General features: G+C 51.0%; 15 protein-coding genes. 2 read left to right on the top strand and 13 right to left on the bottom strand.

What is annotated here, in order from left to right:
* Positions 1–348: 348 nt before the first annotated feature.
* The 7 genes from E2L00_RS17340 to E2L00_RS17310 form a co-directional block, all read right to left on the bottom strand.
* The gene (locus tag E2L00_RS17340) at positions 349–639 is read right to left on the bottom strand and encodes an HlyD family secretion protein (RefSeq protein ID WP_167613866.1); all 291 of its coding nucleotides are present in this window, start codon (positions 637–639) and stop codon (positions 349–351) included.
* A 302-nt stretch (positions 640–941) separates the two neighbouring features.
* Entirely contained in the window at positions 942–1253 is a 312-nt protein-coding gene (locus tag E2L00_RS17335; protein WP_167613864.1) for a hypothetical protein, read from the bottom strand.
* A gap of 257 nt (positions 1254–1510) precedes the next feature.
* A complete protein-coding gene (locus E2L00_RS17330) occupies positions 1511–1915 on the bottom strand; it encodes a tautomerase family protein (protein WP_167613862.1) in 405 nt (134 codons plus the stop codon).
* A 424-nt stretch (positions 1916–2339) separates the two neighbouring features.
* Positions 2340–2921, bottom strand: coding sequence for a DUF4142 domain-containing protein (locus tag E2L00_RS17325; protein ID WP_167613860.1), 582 nt, complete (start codon positions 2919–2921; stop codon positions 2340–2342).
* 730 nt (positions 2922–3651) lie between these two features.
* Positions 3652–4515 carry an alpha/beta fold hydrolase gene (locus E2L00_RS17320; protein WP_167613858.1) on the bottom strand — a complete coding sequence of 288 codons (864 nt, stop codon included), beginning with the start codon at positions 4513–4515 and terminating at the stop codon, positions 3652–3654.
* Between the two features lie 115 nt (positions 4516–4630).
* Positions 4631–5329: an RluA family pseudouridine synthase gene (locus E2L00_RS17315; RefSeq protein ID WP_167613856.1), complete on the bottom strand. Its 699-nt coding sequence runs from the start codon at positions 5327–5329 to the stop codon at positions 4631–4633.
* A gap of 415 nt (positions 5330–5744) precedes the next feature.
* On the bottom strand, positions 5745–7043 hold the full coding sequence (locus E2L00_RS17310) for a hypothetical protein (protein ID WP_167613854.1): 1299 nt from the start codon (positions 7041–7043) through the stop codon (positions 5745–5747).
* A gap of 393 nt (positions 7044–7436) precedes the next feature.
* Between E2L00_RS17310 and E2L00_RS17305 the strand changes: the two genes are divergently transcribed.
* The gene (locus E2L00_RS17305; RefSeq protein WP_167613852.1) at positions 7437–8465 is read left to right on the top strand and encodes an LLM class flavin-dependent oxidoreductase; all 1029 of its coding nucleotides are present in this window, start codon (positions 7437–7439) and stop codon (positions 8463–8465) included.
* 339 nt (positions 8466–8804) lie between these two features.
* Here the strand turns inward: E2L00_RS17305 and E2L00_RS17300 are convergent, their stop codons facing one another.
* Positions 8805–9596 carry an MBL fold metallo-hydrolase gene (locus E2L00_RS17300; protein ID WP_167613850.1) on the bottom strand — a complete coding sequence of 264 codons (792 nt, stop codon included), beginning with the start codon at positions 9594–9596 and terminating at the stop codon, positions 8805–8807.
* Between the two features lie 1027 nt (positions 9597–10623).
* Here E2L00_RS17300 and E2L00_RS17295 point away from each other — a divergent pair.
* Positions 10624–10902 (top strand): hypothetical protein, encoded by a 279-nt coding sequence (locus E2L00_RS17295; RefSeq protein ID WP_236127772.1) that lies wholly within the window; start codon positions 10624–10626, stop codon positions 10900–10902.
* Between the two features lie 305 nt (positions 10903–11207).
* Here the strand turns inward: E2L00_RS17295 and E2L00_RS17290 are convergent, their stop codons facing one another.
* The 5 genes from E2L00_RS17290 to hflD all read right to left on the bottom strand — a co-directional run bounded on the left by E2L00_RS17290 (position 11208) and on the right by hflD (position 16718).
* Positions 11208–12329: a ribosomal protein uL16 3-hydroxylase gene (locus E2L00_RS17290; protein WP_167613848.1), complete on the bottom strand. Its 1122-nt coding sequence runs from the start codon at positions 12327–12329 to the stop codon at positions 11208–11210.
* A 71-nt stretch (positions 12330–12400) separates the two neighbouring features.
* Positions 12401–13861 carry a two-component system sensor histidine kinase PhoQ gene (gene phoQ / locus E2L00_RS17285; protein ID WP_167613846.1) on the bottom strand — a complete coding sequence of 487 codons (1461 nt, stop codon included), beginning with the start codon at positions 13859–13861 and terminating at the stop codon, positions 12401–12403.
* Between the two features lie 2 nt (positions 13862–13863).
* Positions 13864–14535, bottom strand: a complete 672-nt coding sequence (gene phoP, locus E2L00_RS17280; RefSeq protein ID WP_167613844.1) for a two-component system response regulator PhoP — start codon at positions 14533–14535, stop codon at positions 13864–13866.
* 161 nt (positions 14536–14696) lie between these two features.
* The gene (gene purB / locus E2L00_RS17275; RefSeq protein ID WP_167613842.1) at positions 14697–16067 is read right to left on the bottom strand and encodes an adenylosuccinate lyase; all 1371 of its coding nucleotides are present in this window, start codon (positions 16065–16067) and stop codon (positions 14697–14699) included.
* A 21-nt stretch (positions 16068–16088) separates the two neighbouring features.
* The gene (gene hflD / locus E2L00_RS17270; RefSeq protein ID WP_167613840.1) at positions 16089–16718 is read right to left on the bottom strand and encodes a high frequency lysogenization protein HflD; all 630 of its coding nucleotides are present in this window, start codon (positions 16716–16718) and stop codon (positions 16089–16091) included.
* Position 16719: the final 1 nt, after the last annotated feature.

The following is a 16719-nucleotide window of genomic DNA, read 5'->3' as shown; positions in this document are numbered from 1 at the left end:
TGTCCCTTAGTTTATTCCCCCTCATAACGGTAATTCGTATTTCTGCCACCTACGGCTGTTTTAAAAAAACCTGATGCTGATTGCAAAATAACCTTGATATATCATAAATTTGTTTTTACAAACAAAAGGTGGCAACATGACAGGATTATCTTTCCAGGGCCCTATGTCCCAGGATACTTTTTAATTCGATGAGCGCATTACGTTCTTATATCGCCAGCAGTCAGTGTGAACAGGCTATTATTCTTTTATTTAAATCGTATTTGCATCTCATCTTATTTATTATTGCTAAGGCTTATCGTTGCCGTGCCCCGGTAATTAGCTCTATACCTCTCGACACCTTATCGATTGCTATTCGTGCCGGAATACGCTGCACGTCGGGTTGACGTTGGCAGGTAGATTACCGGCCTCGGTGGCTCGTTCGCTGTCATTAATACCGGCAGAAAGTCCGTCGAAGTGTCCAGAAAGAGGACGATTGTTGCTCATAATATAATTAATCACTTTATCGCCATTTTTGATATGAATCTGCCTGGTTTCTTCGAAATAGCCAGCGATATAGCAACCGCTGTTATTGGCTAACGCCATGAGTGGCTGACCTGCAATCGCATATGCGCCCGAGCGTAAGGCAAAGTTTTTGCTCATCTCGTCCACCCGAGCATAAAAATCAGTTCTATGCAGGTTATGCGCTTTTTCAGGAATTGAGTTTTATAATGCTTCAGGATGCTGGAACGCTATCACGTCCTCGATTTCAAGTGTGATGGCGCTTAGCAGAATAAGTAATTTTAATCTAACAAAATCATTAAATTGGAAAAGGTAAGTTCAGATTTGCAGGGCAGGGCAAAGTTCAAATGTTTGCTCTGTGCCAGGAGCGGTCCTGGGCGTTTTGGAATTATACGGATATTATGGCAAATCAGGGTAACCGTCAGGTTGCCCCGGAAGTAAGGCTAAAGCGGTGAAACGGCTTCCACAACATGCTGGAAAACGTAGGGATCGGAAAGTAGCTCAAATTCTTCGTCGTCAGGGTAAGTCACCGCCACGTGATAGTTTTCTCCGGCAAATGCCTTTACCGACTGCAGATCCTGCCAGTAAGTAGCCAGAAAGAAATGCTCCCAGCTGCCCTGGGTTTCCCTGCGCACGAACGCGCCTTTGTTCCCCGGTATGCTCCTTGAATGCTCCACGCCAGTCTCCTCAAGGTGTTTCGCAAAACCTTCCGCATTTTTTAGCGGAACACATCCATGCCAGGTCCTTACAATCATTAACTTTTCCTCTTTTGGTGGCAAAATATAACCATACCACCGGAAGGCATCTTATTGTATGTTTTCTGAAGAACGTGCCCTCGCAGTTCGAAATATTTTTATTGTATCAGGACTGTTTTCACTCCGGCCTGTAATTCCGCTTCTTGCTGTGAGTTCAACGGGGCGATGCAACGCAACCTTTAAACGAGGAGGGCATTGGCGCTTTAAACTCACAGCTATAACACCCCACATTAACGCTATAGCAGCCAGACTTATTTTTAGTAAAACTCGTCTTTATGCTGATATCTATATTCTTGCGTTATTCCTGTGTATCCATAGGAGGCAGCTTTGCAATCAATAACGTGCACGTTCGACTGAGGATGTAAGTTACCAATGGCTTGTTCCATAGCGTTGTAAATTGCTTTTTGGTACGCCGCTTTCTGATCTTTGCTACAGGTTTCATCTACGACTGTAACTTCAAGCCTGAACGAATTTTTCCCCCATTCATGCAAACTTTTGCCATCAATAAACCAGTCATCATCATCTACATGCCTCACTATGACCATCGTTTCGAAGCTATTTTTCTTTAATACATCGCATGTGATTTGCGTGGCTAAAAGTACGCACTTTTTTGTTAAATTTTCATTCTTACTGCCGGACAATGTGAGGGTTATTCCAGGCATAATTACTCCTTATATTAATTATCACTTAGATTTATTATTACAGACGCTGCCAAAGACTTTCGGCTATTTAGAGTTCCCTAAGATGGCATAATCGAAAAGGTGAGCGCAATTTTAAGTCCGCTCCTCGCTCATAGCTGAACTGACATCTCCTGGGCCAGCCCGCTCTGTGCCAGGAGCGGTCCTTCGCAATGTTTGTCCATGCAGTCTATCGAATGGCTGCTTCGGGTCAATTCTGGTCGTCAACACGTAGAGTGAGCGTCGGCTTGCAACTGCACATGGGTGAGCATCGATCGGCACACTTACAGTAAAGGTCGTCCTCCGTTCTTCAGCACGGCCAACAATCACACACCCGCCGTGACTTTCTGCAACAATTTGAACCAGGGTAGTCCATGTCGCAGGATCGTGTGCCCATCGAACAACCTATTTACTTGCCTGCTGGCATCGACATCTGCTCGGCGGACTTGAGGTGCCGCTCAACGACCGGCGTGTGTGCGTCGGCCAGGGCCTTCACATCCGGATCCTTGATCTTCCTGGAGTCACTTTGCAGCGTCGACAGCACCATCTTGTGGTCCTTGGTGCCGGCGTTTTCCATATACATCTTGTCAAATGCGTCGCCGCTCTGCTTTTCCAGCTTGTCGGCCATGGCCTTATGCTTGGCATCCGGCTCAGTCGGCAGTGCCACGCCCTTTTGCTGAGCGACCGTCTGTACTTTGCTCAAGGCATCGCCGTGATCTTTGACCATCTGCTGAGCGAATGCTTTGACCTCGCTGCTTTGGGCCTTGCTCAGCGCGATTTTGGCGGCGGCGACTTCATTGATATCGGCCTGCGCCATGTCCTTCAACGCTTTTTCGTCACCGGAACTGAGACTGGCGCTCGATGCGGTCTGGCCTGCGGCGCCATTCTGCGCGGCGCTCGTCGACGTCTGGGCTTGCACGCCGACAGTGCTGAACATAGCTGCTACTGCTGATACGGCTAGCAGCGTTTTCAGGGTTTTACTCTTTTGCATTTTGTTCTCCTGCGGGGCATGGGTAAGGTTGGTGTTAGGTAATTAATCGTGCGCAGCTTCGTATGAAAATTACAACTGCAATGGTCAGTATAGTGGCTCAACGATTTGAGACAGCAGTTTAAGTTATGGTCCTCAACGGAGGACGGCAGGAAATGACGAAAGCAAAGAAGCGGAAATTGCACAGCGCGGAGTTCAAGGCGAAGGTCGAATTGGAGGCATCCTGCTCACGAACGCGAGCAACTGACTCTGTGAGCGGCATAGCCGCCTTAACTGATATGCCGTTATATCTGCTCCTCGCTCATAGCCGAGCAGGCGGCCTTTTAGCCTGGCCGTTAAGTGCCAGATATAGTCATTCGAACCCTGAGAGTTACACTTCTAAGTGATTCAGGGTATGCGCTTACTGGTTACGAATATTGTGCCAGAATCATGTAACTTGATGATTGCCGCTTTGCTTTCGAACCAGTAAGTGCTCCACGTTCGCTAACGATTACTCAGGGCATGCAGATAAACTGCTGACTATATTTCTTTCGAAGAACGTGGAATGCATACCAGTCCCCGATAAAAAGGAGTTGGTGATGACTGTTATAGATCGGTTTGCTGCTCATATTGGTCTGGACTGGCAGATAAAAAGCACGATGTCTGTGTTCAGTTTAAAAACGGTTGTAAATAGCAGGCTTTTGAAATTTTAGCGCAGGGCAATGCCGGAAGTTATCAGCCGCTTATCCCGGTACTAGCTACGCTGTAATAGAAAATGCCGGAGTTCGGCTGTAACTTCTTCGGGCGCTTCTTCAGCCATATGATGACCGCTGTTGATTGGTTTGCCTCGAACAGCCGGTGCCCAGCTTTTCCAGATACCCAATATGTCACCGTATATATCTTCTAAGTCATCATACTTTGACCATAAGCACAGAGTAGGGCATTCAATTATTCGTCCGAGCTGACGGTCCTGAAGCTCGTGCTGTTTATCTATAGTCAAACCAGCGCGATAGTCTTCAATCATTCCATGTACCGTTGCCGGATCGTGTATAGCTCGCCTGAATTCCAGGTATTCCTCGTCTCCCATTGTTTCCGGCTGGCCTCCATACCATTTATCCGGGTCAGCCAAAATTGCCCGCTCCGGCTTTTCCGCTTGAGCAAAGAAAAACCAGTGATACCACTGACGGGCAAACTTCTCATTACAGCGGTTGAGCGCTTCAAGTATTGGAATAGAATCCAGTACGGCAAGGCGTGTGATTCGGTCAGGATAATCAAGGGCAGCCCTGTAGGCCGTGTAACTTCCTCTGTCGTGTCCGACAAGCGCAAACTGGTCAAAGCCAAGTTGATGCATTAGCTCAATACAATCTCTTGCCTTAGCTCGTTTAGAAGAACCTGCATGCTCAGGCAGGTCGGCAGGTTTAGATGAGCGGCCAAAACCGCGTAGGTCAGGGCAAACGACAGTAAATGATTTAGCAAGCTCGGGGGCCACCTTTGACCAGGTCGCATGGGTACGAGGATGGCCATGTAATAGCATAACCGGTGGGCCGTTACCGCCATAACGCACATTCAGCACTGCTTCAGAAAGCGTTATTTCTGTATGCATAAATCCCTCAAACATATGCTCTTCTCCTGCCCGAACTGTAGTACAGATTATAGACAGGTTCTGCCGCCGTAGCTTTTACACAAGCCTGGGTAATACGGGGGGAACAGCGTGGTCGTCGATACTTTCGCTTTCAGAACGGGCTGGCATTACGGGCGTTGATCCATTCTTCGCTGACAGGGTGAACAAAATGCAGCTCGCTGGCGTGCAGCATCAGCCGCGGAGTCCGTTCGCAGCCAGGCAGCAGGCGACCGCCATACAGATCACAGCCCAAAATAGGGTGGCCCAGTTGCTGGCAGTGGATACGGAGTTGATGGGTGCGCCCGGTTTCCGGGTTGAGCTGCACTCGCGTCAATGGCAGCAACGTCCCGCCTTCCAGCTCATGATAAAAACGCTCAACGACCCGATAGCGGGAGCGAGCGGGCTTGCCGTGGATTGAACAAATCGACATCAGCGGGAACAGCGCCGGGTCTTTGGCAATCGCTGCGTCTATCACCCCTTCGTTGTCATCCAGATGTCCGCAGAGCAGCGCGCTGTACACTTTGGTCACCGTGCGCTGGCTGAACTGCTGGCAGAGGGCGGCATTGATAGCCTTATTGCGGGCGATCACCATCAGCCCGGAAGTGCCGAAATCAAGACGGTGGACCAGGGTGCAGCCGGGAAATATCTGTACCAGTCGATGATGCACCGAATCGAGATTTTGCGGATTTTTCCCTGAGAGGCTGAGCAGCCCGGCGGGTTTATTAATAAGCACCAGATGATCGTCCTGATAGAGCGTTTCTATCCTGTCATAACATGGCGGGGCAATAAAGGTATCGATAATCGTAGACATCAGGCTGCCCGGACGGAGAGTGGCAGCGGATAATACCGGATTTTCAGCCGACTGACGAATCCGGCTGTCCGGCTGATGGCAATCTGTCATGCAGATGACGACGTCGGGTTATTCGCGGTTATATATTGCCGGTATAAACATAACGGTTTTAGTGCTACGAGTTTTTGAATTTCTGGATCACCGATCTCTAATTAAAATCGGTGCCGGGTTATCAACACAGCACAAGCTACACGGGTTTGTGCCTGAAGCGGAGATCAATAAATATCTGGTCCGATTCTTACAGCAATCATATCCTTGTCCATCTTTTCTGCCAGACGCACACCTGCAATAACGGCGTAAACGCCAGCTGTACTGATTCGTAACGTGGTGAATAGTAAGGGGCAACATCACGCGCCTTACTCCGCCAGAATAAGATCTATTCTTGTCCGGGTTCCGATTTTTTCCGTTGTTCACGGCTGGCCGCTCTGGTTTTCTGATAGAGAGCGAATAGCGTGATAGCCTGTTTGGCGAGGTAGCGAGATTTATCGGCAATGAATATTGCCAGACTTTTAAACCAGACAATGGTTTTCCTGCTGGCATACTTAATGAAAATAAGCGTCCACGATGGCGGGCGGACAGAATCAATTTTAACCATTGTCCTTGAAGCATTAGCCAATTTTCCTCCGGCAAGAAACGCCAGGAAGAGGAAAACGAAATAACGAAGATTATGCCCTCGCTCAATATCCTGGATGTGAAGATCTGTTTTTTCCATTGATGCAAATAGATAATTAATTTGCTGCGCATAGTTTGGCGTTGGAAAAGCCATTGGCGTATCAATACCCTGGATTGACAACGCCGTGTCAGAGGGAATTTTTTGACATTGTGCTAATTGCTGGCCCAGGATACAGGCCCAGTTGTTGAGCGCATTAATCTGACGCGCCAGCATCGGATCCTGAGCAAGCTTAATCGTCCAACTGGGCGGCTCAATCCTGGCGCGCAAATTTCCCTTCAGGTCCAGGTGGTTGAAAATGCTCCACTTCAGCTCAGGAGCCAGCGCGCACAAAGCAGGAGATAGCGCCTTAACCTTTGGCTGAGCGCATAAGATCTCAAGTCGTTCCTCTGCTGTACTAAACAGTTGCAGGGTTCGGACCATACGGTCGTCAGCTTCTGCTAAGTCTGTCTTGTAGGAGGGAAGCCCTGCGTCCACGACAAAATACAGGGCGGCTATCAATCCCAGGGTGTACCAAATGTGGTCATAGACGTTCTTGAACGTATTTTTCTGCCAGAGAGAACCGAGCAGCATGATGATGGACCAGCCGCTCACCAGACATATCAGCAAATTGGCCGCAGCCGATTCCATGCTTCCGGGAAAGCCTTCATTGAAGCGGAACACATCTGGCCCCATGCCCTGGATATCCGGCAGGTAACCCGTCATGCTCAGCAGACCGGGAAGTAACCATAAGATCAAACTGGTGCCGCCGACCCATTTGTTCAGGTAGAAGGAGGCGCGAATGTTCAGCATAAATACAACAATGAGGATGCAGGTGAGGACAAAGGCGAGGGCGGCGACACCCGTGGTCGGGTTTAAAACCATGGGATAGAAGATGAAGTCATCGACCTGCACTGGCCGTGTATTAACGTATTTGAACATCCCCAGGCCTTCGAGATTTTGTGCCAAACCCCAGGAGGCCAGGAAGCAAAGCGTGATATATGGCGTAAAGAACTGGATAAGCATGGGCGGCCGTAGGTAACGTCAAGGTAACTGCTTTATTTTGTTAAAGAATACATAAAAATTATCCTCCGTTCTAATCTTTCGCTCGGCCGTCCACGTATCCCAAAATGATATAGTGAAGCGGTGGCTATTCCCTGCTGGTTAATACCTCTGAATCGCCACGGATAATCCGGACAACGCTTCTGCTCGGTTGGTTATCCTGCCGTCGAATAAAGCTGCGGTATCCGCTTCTCGCTGACTTCAGTCAATTTATTTGATGTATTCTGTTAAACAAACGACATTTATTCTCATCTGGAAGCGCGTAAAGTAGGTGCCACTCAAGGCAGGAACGGGCTTGCTCATCATGAACTATGCTTCGCCTGCCGATCGTTTCCCTGGAACCAGGATAAACTCGTCATGAAAAAGATCGGATTTTTGTCATTTGGTCACTGGACGCCGTCGCCGCAGTCTGGAACCCGTTCGGCCGCTGATGCGCTGCTGCAATCCATCGATCTGGCTGTTGCCGCCGAAGAGCTGGGCGCGGACGGAGCATATTTCAGGGTGCATCACTTTGCCCGCCAGCTCAGCTCACCGTTCCCCCTGCTGGCAGCGATAGGCGCGAAAAACAGGCGTATTGAAATCGGTACTGGCGTTATCGATATGCGCTATGAAAACCCGATGTATATGGCGGAGGATGCGGGTGCGGCGGATTTGATCTCCGGAGGCCGTTTGCAGCTTGGTATCAGCCGCGGCTCCCCGGAACAGGTGATTGATGGCTGGCGCTATTTTGGTTACGTCCCTCAGGAAGGGGAAAACGAGTCTGATATGGCGCGCCGCCATACCGAAGTGCTGCTGGACGCGCTACGTGGAGAAGGCTTTGCTAACCCCAATCCACAACCGATGTTTCCTAATCCGCCGGGCCTGTTGCGCCTTGAGCCTCATTCCGCAGGTTTACGCGAGCGTATCTGGTGGGGCGCCGGTTCGAATGCGACAGCGGTGTGGGCCGCAAAACTGGGAATGAACCTGCAAAGTTCCACGTTGAAAGACGATGAAACAGGCGAACCTTTCCATATTCAGCAGGCAAAACAGATCCGTGCGTATCGCGAGGCCTGGGCGGAAGCGGGGCATGCACGCGCACCACGCGTCTCGGTCAGCCGTAGCATTTTTGCCCTGACGGACGATCGCGACAGGATGTATTTCGGTTCAAGCCGTGACGATAGCGACAAAGTCGGTTTCCTCGATGAGAAAACTCGCGCGATCTTCGGGCGCAGCTACGCCGCAGAACCTGACAGGCTGGTCGAACAGCTGAAACAGGACGAAGCGATCGCCGAAGCGGATACGTTATTACTGACCGTGCCGAATCAGCTGGGCGTGGATTACAACGCGCATGTTATCGAGTCCATTCTGAAATATGTTGCGCCAGCAATGGGCTGGCGCGACGAGTAAGCTTGAAACGAAAAACGCCTCGCGTCTTTTACGACATGCGAGGCGTTAAAACTGGCTAGCCTGATCCCTGGCCACAGGCGTTACCTATACGCTACGCCAGATGCAGCAAGGCAAACGTTAAACTTATTCTTGCTGGCTCTGAATCGTCTCGTTCCTGGTAGACGTCCTGGAGTGCTATGGGCTCTAAAATCCTGGCCTTGACTGGAAAATACCGATCTCTGCTTTTGAGCATTGCTGCCCGCTATCCTTTGTGCGAGCGGTTGAATACCAGAAGCGGATACTGCGTTCCAGGGCAGGGCGGTAAGTTATACAGGGTTATTTAGCATGCATAATTAATCCTTAGCTGAGACAGGCAATATACTTTTCACCTGAACGACGCACGATATCATCGGCATTTTCTGTAATATCCTTTCCTTCAAACGCGCCGTAGAGTTTTGCAAATTTTACGGCGCTCAGGCGGCGCATAATATCGCTGACCGTCACTGCCGACAGCGGCAGCATATTGGGATAGCTCCACATAAAGGAGACGGCATCCGCGCCCGGGGTAACCTGAACGATATCTCCTGAAAGCAGCGCCCCTTCGCCCTGTGCCCAGTGAAGAACGCTGCCGCCGGCGAAGTGCCCACCGAGGCGTATTACACTGACATCAGTGGTCAGCTTAAGGGTGTCACCTTCCCAGAGAATAATCCGAGGGCTGTCGCGCATGATCCACTGGCGATCGCTGGCATGAAGGTAAACCGGGGCGTCAAATGCGGCCGCCCAGTCCTGCATGGTGGTGTAGTAATGCGGATGCGATATGGCAATAGCCCTGAGTCCGCCCTGGGAGGAAATTAGCGTTTTCGTGGCGTCGTCGAGAGTAGCAATGCAGTCCCACAGAATATTGCCTTCCGGCGTTCGCAAAATAAAAGCGCGCTGATTAATTGCAAAAGCAGGCACGGTCTGGATGCTGAGGAGAGATGTTTCGTGCTGTTTCCACTTATTTGAGTGTGACGCACAAAGGGCGTCCAGATTGACCCATTTCTGCCCCGTTGCGGGCACATACTGACGCTCATCTTCGCAGATTTTGCAATGTTCTGGATGGGAACCGGCGATCTCATAGGAGGTGCCGCAGGCCTTGCATAAAACGATCATTGAGCCGTCCTCTCTGTTGCAGTATCCAATCAAATCATAGTCAGCATGGCACATCGGTACATAAGGATGTGCCGGTTAGTGCTGCCGCTTAAGTCAAAATACTGCGAGGCGGGAATGACGAAACCCGGCGATTTAACGATGAAAGTTTATGCAGAAAAAACGTTGAGTTCATCAGGGGTTGATTCAGATGGATATATTTTTTCTTCCCGCCCGTTTCCGGTAGCTGAACGCGTTTTTTATAAATCTGATTAGAGAGCATTCTCCTTTTCACTGGATCTTCAAAACTATGCCTTGCAGAAGAGCTTATATATTCTGTCTGATGAACCTGCCGTAAAACTTCTCACGATTCACTAAAACCAACCGGCAGGAGCCTTCATTGGGCTCCCTATTCCGTGGTTGGTTATTCTGGAATTATGATTTCTCCGCAACCAGATACTCTTTTACAGAATTATGCGGAACACCTTAACTCCCTCATATTCAGTAAAATGTTCGATGCTTTTATCCCTTTCTGGTATGTCTTTCGTTAGTGGTTTATTTAACGCATTCAGTTAATATAATGGTTTTTATCGAGCGGCATCAAAGATCAAAAAAATATTCTTGTTTATCTTTTCTATAGGGATAGTATGAATCTTAACTGGTTGGTAATGCCAGTTGTAATAAGTTCAAGAAGAATACGAATAAAAGAATTTTTAAGTGGTCAATATCGATTGATATCTGGCGGGCGGCAGGACAGAGAGGGAAGTGGAAAACGATCGTCAAGTAACGGTGGTTCAGGCAATTCGAATGGCGGGGGCAACAGCGGTAATCGTAGTGGTCAGTCTTATCTATCAAAAAACTCTCCGTATGGGAGTGGTTCTGCCGCAAAGGGTATCTGGGGTGAGAATACAATGAAGACGGGGAATGGTTACGGTTGAAATGGTACCGGGCCAAAGACGGCATCGGGAAGAAGAGAACTGGGCGGTAAAAATCATTGATTAATTTAACAAGCACAGATGTCAAAACCTGTGCTTTTCTGAAGGTTATGCTTATGAAGTATATAGTGTTTATAAAAAACGATCGGTCAAAAGCAATTTCGAAAGCAATGCCAAAAAATTCAGTGACGCATTCGTTTGTTCAGGAGATGAAGCAAAAAGGATTCAGAAGGCATTTCGTCGAGGTAGAAGCTGAAAACGAAAATCAGGCCATTATAAAATTAAATGAGCACAACGAAGGTTATTTGCATTCATTGAAAGAACTCTCTACTAGCGCCGTAATATGTGCTGTCTCTGTCGTTATTATTACTTTGATTTATCTATTCAGCGTGTAAAAATGGCCGACGTTTGTGGGTGCGGTGAAAAGTGATAAATATAACGTCAATGTTCATAAAGTTACCGCTCTGCATCGTTGAAACGCTCAATATTGACTCAATAACTCTGGCTTATATAACAACATTAATACCCCCAAAAAATATACATATCCCTCTGCAATTCCTGCCGGAATTTTCACCGCTTTGTGATGCGTGCCGAATATTTTAACTTTCAAATAATTAAGCGAAACTTTATATTGATTAAAAACTTGATTCCCCGCCCTCTCAGCCAGTAAATGACTTTGGCTGAGAGGGCGAGCGAGGCGTTAATCCTCGAAGTACCAGTACCCGCTGTTAACCAGCGCGGCCAGCATCGCCAGGAATGAAGGGTCTTCCAGCGCGTCCCCTAAAATCTCAGCATTTACCGTGATGTGGCTTGCCAGAGCTTCAACCGCCGGGCGGTGCGGGCTGTCAATTTTCTCGCCGTTGACATACACCTCATTGGCAATACGCAGCACGCGCAGGCCGCCAAGACGCGTCAGCGAGTCGCCCTGTTTTATCGCATCGTAGATTTCATCCGGCTGGTAAGGCGGCTCAGGCGGGGCCACATCAAGCTCGTGGCGCGACTGGGTAATAAACTCGCCAAACCAGGCTTCGAAATGCTCCGGCTGGTTAATCAGCTCCAGCATCATGCCGCGCAGCTTAGCCAGTTCTTCCGGCAGAACGTCCGCCGGCTGCTGGCGGGAAGGCACATCCGGGTCGGTATAACGATGGCTGCCCAGCTCGCGCTGTAATACATAGTCGGCGAAACCGCTAATCAGCTCCCGACCGCTTGGCGCGCGGAACCCGACGGAATAGTTCATCGAATTTTCCAGGGAATAGCCTTCATGCGGGAAACCTGGCGGGATATAAAGAATATCCCCCGGCTCTAACTCTTCATCAATAATGCCTTCGAACGGCTCAACCTGGAGCAGGTCCGGGTGCGGGCAGTGCTGCTTCATCGGCACTTTTTCGCCCACGCGCCAGCGGCGGCGGCCAACGCCCTGAATGATAAATACGTCGTACTGGTCCAGATGCGGACCAACGCCGCCGCCAGGGACGGAGAAAGAGATCATCAGATCGTCAATACGCCAGTCCGGCAGGGCGCGGAAGGGACGCATTAACCCGGCGCTCTGCTCGTGCCAGTGGTTAACCGCCTGCACCAGCAGCGACCAGTTGTTCTCGCTTAAATGATCGTAGCTCTGGAATGGACCGTGGCTGACCTGCCATTTGCCGTCCTGATGGCTCACCAGGCGGCTGTCTACCTCGTTTTCCATGGCAAGGCCTGCCAGTTCATCCGGGGAGATGGGATCGATAAAGTTTTTAAAGCCGCGCTTTAACACTACCGGGCGTTTTTGCCAGTAGCGCTCGATAAAATCGGGCCAGTTTAAATCCAGGGTGTATTCCATTTTTGTTATCCGGCAGGTGGAGGAACCTGTCCGGATTATAACGGATGGAGAGGGCGTTTACGGGAGTATTTTCAATCTTCTTCGCTGACGGGACGCTGGCGCGCAAAAATCACTTCCATACGCACGCCGCCCAACTCGCTGGTGTCGGGGAGGATTTCACCGTCGTACTGCCCGACGATTTCACGAGCCACCGACAGGCCAACGCCCTGGCCTGGCCGCAGCGTATCGACCCGCTGTCCGCGGTCAAAAACAATGGCTCGTTTGCTTTCCGGGATGCCAGGGCCGTCATCTTCCACCAATAAATGCAGGGTATCGTCCGCCTGCGAGGCGGAGATCTCCACAAACTCCAGACAGTATTTACAGGCGTTATCCAGCACGTTACCCATGACTTCCATAAAGTCGTTTTTTTCGCCGATAAAAGTAATTTCCGGTGAGATATCAAGGGTAATGTTCACGCCTTTACGCTGGTAAACCTTGTTAAGCGCCGAGCAAAGATTATCAAGCAAAGGGGCAACCGAATGCAGTTCGCGGCTTAATAAAGCGCTGTTGCCACGCATGCTGGCGCGATGCAGGTAATAACCGATTTGCTGCGAGATACGGCTGATTTGTTCGAGCATTATCGGCTCGGCTTCTTCAACGCCCAGCTTGTGCGTACGCAGGGAGCGCAGAGTAGTTTGCAGTACCGCCAGCGGCGTTTTCAGGCTGTGGGTTAAGTCGGTCAGCGTGGTGCGGTATTTATCGTAGCGATCGCGTTCTGTTCGCAGCAGGCGGTTCAGGTTGCGGACCAGGCTAATCAGCTCGCGGGTCGTTTCCGGATTGAGGCTGTCGCGGTCGTGTTTTTCCAGCTCGCGTACCTCTTTTGCCAGCGCTTCAATAGGCCGCAGGCTCCACCAGGCGGCGACCCACAGCAGCGGAATGACCAGCAGCAGGTTGGCGAGCAGGACATAAATAAACCAGCTCCACACCTGGTAAGAACGTTTTAGTTCAATGGGAATATTATCGATTACCACGATGGTTAACGCAGGCATCCTGGCGGTAGCCGGATACAGGTTCACGGCTACCGAGTGCGTCATCTCGTTATCTTCATCATTATCGTGAATAACCTTTAGTTTTGCCTGCAGAGAATTGTCATTGCCCAGCAGGGTGCGGCTGGTGGCGAAATTCGCTTCCAGCTCGTGAAAACTGTTCGAGCCAAGCCATTCTTTTTTAATTTTCTGCCTGAGCTGCGGCATATCCCGCTGCGCCCACAGCAGATTGCCGCGATCGTCATAGATCAGCGCCATTGTCGGACTTTGCAGATTCAGATTTTCCGGTATTTCAACTTCGATCTTACCGTTCACCCGGCTTGCGAGGGTATAGTACAGATTGCTTTCGCCGCGCAGCAAACGGAAGGTGGTTTTATCAAAGCTGACGCTGTAGCCCACCAGCGCGACCAGACCGTAGGCGAGCGACAGCACCAGCACCACGGCGGCAGTAGCCAGCAAAAAGCGTACCCGCAGCGAGAGCGGAAAAAAATGATATAAGAATGTCATCGCTAACGCAGGTCGAAACGGTAGCCCTGGCCCCGCACGGTGGTAATCACTTCCCGGGCATGTTCAGCCTGGATTTTCTTACGCAGGCGGCCCATCAGTACGTCAATAGTGTGGCTTTCGCGCAGCTCCGCGTCGGGGTAGAGCTGGAGCATCAGCGAATCTTTGCTGACCACCTTTCCGACGTTGCGGATCAGGGTTTCCATAATCGTGTATTCAAAAGCGGTGAGCTTAATAAGCGTGTCGTTAATGGACAATTCACGGCGGGATAAATCCACCTGGAACGGCGGCAGGGCAATAAGCTGCGAGGCAAGCCCGCTATTGCGGCGCATCAGGGCCTGCATACGCGCGATAACTTCTTCAAGATGAAAAGGTTTAGTCACATAGTCATCGGCCCCGGCACCGAGCGCTTCGACCTTATCCTGCCAGCCTTCACGGGCGGTTAAGACGAGAACAGGAATGGTGACATCATGGCTTCGCCAGCGGCGGATCAGGCTCATACCGTCCTCGTCAGGCAGGCCGAGATCGACAATCGCAATATCCGGCGTGTGTTCGTTTAAGAAGTAATCCGCCTCTTTAGCATCTTCGGCGGCATCGACCTGGTGGCCCGTTTCGCGCAGTTGCACCGTTAAGTGGTGACGTAACAGGGCATTATCTTCCACAACCAGAACGCGCATCGCATTTCCTCAGTGTAAAAATGTCATCGCAAGTTTAACGCTAATTATCGGTGAGGCGGAGTAAACAACGGATAAACATCTGGAAATAGACTCCGCCGGGCGGCGGAGCCAGGATTCTGTAGGGCGGGTAAGCGTAGCGCCACCCGCCGGGCAGTTAAAACTTACTTCAGTTCATCGACCATGGTGATAGCGCGGCCGATGTAATTAGCCGGCGTCATCGCCTTCAGGCGGGTTTTCTCGTCTTCCGGCAGTTCGAGGCCGTCGATAAACTGTTTCATGCCTTCTGCATCCACGCGCTTGCCGCGAGTCAGCTCTTTTAGCTTTTCATACGGCTTCTCAATGCCGTAGCGACGCATTACGGTCTGGATTGGCTCCGCCAGCACTTCCCAGTTACTGTCCAGCTCGTCCAGCAGACGGTCGCGGTTCACTTCCAGCTTGCTCACGCCTTTGAGCGTAGACTGATAAGCAATCAGCGCGTAGCCAATACCGACGCCCAGGTTACGCAGCACGGTGGAGTCCGTCAGGTCGCGCTGCCAGCGGGAAACGGGCAGCTTGCTTGCCAGATGTTGCAGCATGGCGTTAGACAGGCCCAGGTTGCCTTCGGAGTTTTCGAAGTCGATTGGGTTAACTTTATGCGGCATGGTGGAAGAGCCAATTTCACCGGCAATGGTTTTCTGCCTGAAGTGATTCAGCGCGATATAGCCCCATACGTCGCGATCGAAATCGAGAAGGATGGTGTTGAAGCGCGCCACGCAGTCAAACAGCTCGGCGATATAGTCGTGCGGCTCAATCTGCGTAGTGTACGGGTTCCACTGGATGCCCAGCGACGTGACGAACTCTTCGCTAAACTGATGCCAGTCAACTTCCGGGTAAGCGGCGATGTGAGCATTATAGTTGCCAACGGCGCCGTTGATTTTGCCGAGAATTTCTACCTTCTCAAGCTGACGGAACTGGCGCTCCATACGGTAGGCCACGTTCGCCATCTCTTTACCCATGGTGGAAGGCGTTGCAGGCTGGCCGTGGGTACGGGAAAGCAGCGGGATGTCGCGATACTGCACCGACAGGTCTTTCACCGCATCGATGATTTTACGCCAGTACGGCAGCACCACTTCCTGGCGGGCCGTTTCCAGCATCAGCGCGTGGGAAAGGTTATTGATATCTTCGGAGGTGCAAGCGAAGTGAATAAACTCGGAGACCGCATGCAGGGCAGGAACGGACTCCACTTTCTCTTTCAGGAAATACTCAACGGCTTTCACATCGTGGTTGGTGGTGCGTTCAATGGTTTTGATGCGCGCCGCGTCTTCTTCATTGAATTCGGCAATAATTTTATCAAGGTAACCGATTGCGTCGGCGTCAAAAGCAGGAACTTCCCTGATCGCTGCGTGCGCGGCTAACTTTTGCAGCCAACGCACTTCTACCTGTACGCGGAATTTCAGCAGGCCAAATTCGCTGAAAATAGCGCGCAGCGCGCTGACTTTATCGCCGTAGCGTCCATCTACGGGGGAAACGGCGGTCAGTGAGGATAATTCCATAAGTCACAACTCCGAAAGAGGTTAACAATGAGCAAGAATTTGTTTTGCCTGTGTGCACAGGCGATTACGGGAAAACATTAACTGCAGGCGGCCGCCGCCAACCTGATGCCACAGCACGGCGGCGCGGATACCGGCCAGCAGCGAGGCACGAACCTTGCTTTGCACCTGCGGACTTTGCAGCACGGCAGGAGAGCCGGTGACCTGAATGCGTGGCCCCAGCGGGCTAATCACGTCGACATAAATACCGGCCATCGCGCTGAGCAGCGTGTCGGATTCCAGTTCGAAATGCTCAAGCTGGCGTTGCAGACCGGCAATGCGCGACCCAAGCGTGTCCATGGCACCGGCGCTGGCATGCAGCTTCCGTTCCAGCACCATCAGGCTTAAGGTGTAACGCGTTAATTCAGCGTTCAGGCCCTGGCGATTGCTGGCGTTCAGCACGCCGAGCAATGTTTCCAGCCCCAGCTTCAGGTTAGCTTCGCTGCCGCCAAAGACGCCGAGCGTGGAGCCAGGATTAAGATCGATAACGCTGTTAAGCGCGACATGCAGTGCGTCGGTATCGCAGTGCCCCTGGTGCGCAAGCTGTTGAACCAGGCGGGCGGACTGGCAGATGCCTGCCAGCGCGAGAGTAATATCGTAATAATTCTTAGCCACG

It is taken from the genome of Cedecea colo (assembly GCF_011808225.1).
Taxonomy (GTDB): Bacteria; Pseudomonadota; Gammaproteobacteria; order Enterobacterales; family Enterobacteriaceae; genus Dryocola; species Dryocola colo.
Note: the sequence above shows the minus strand (reverse complement) of the source record. Positions and strands in the feature narration are given on the sequence as shown.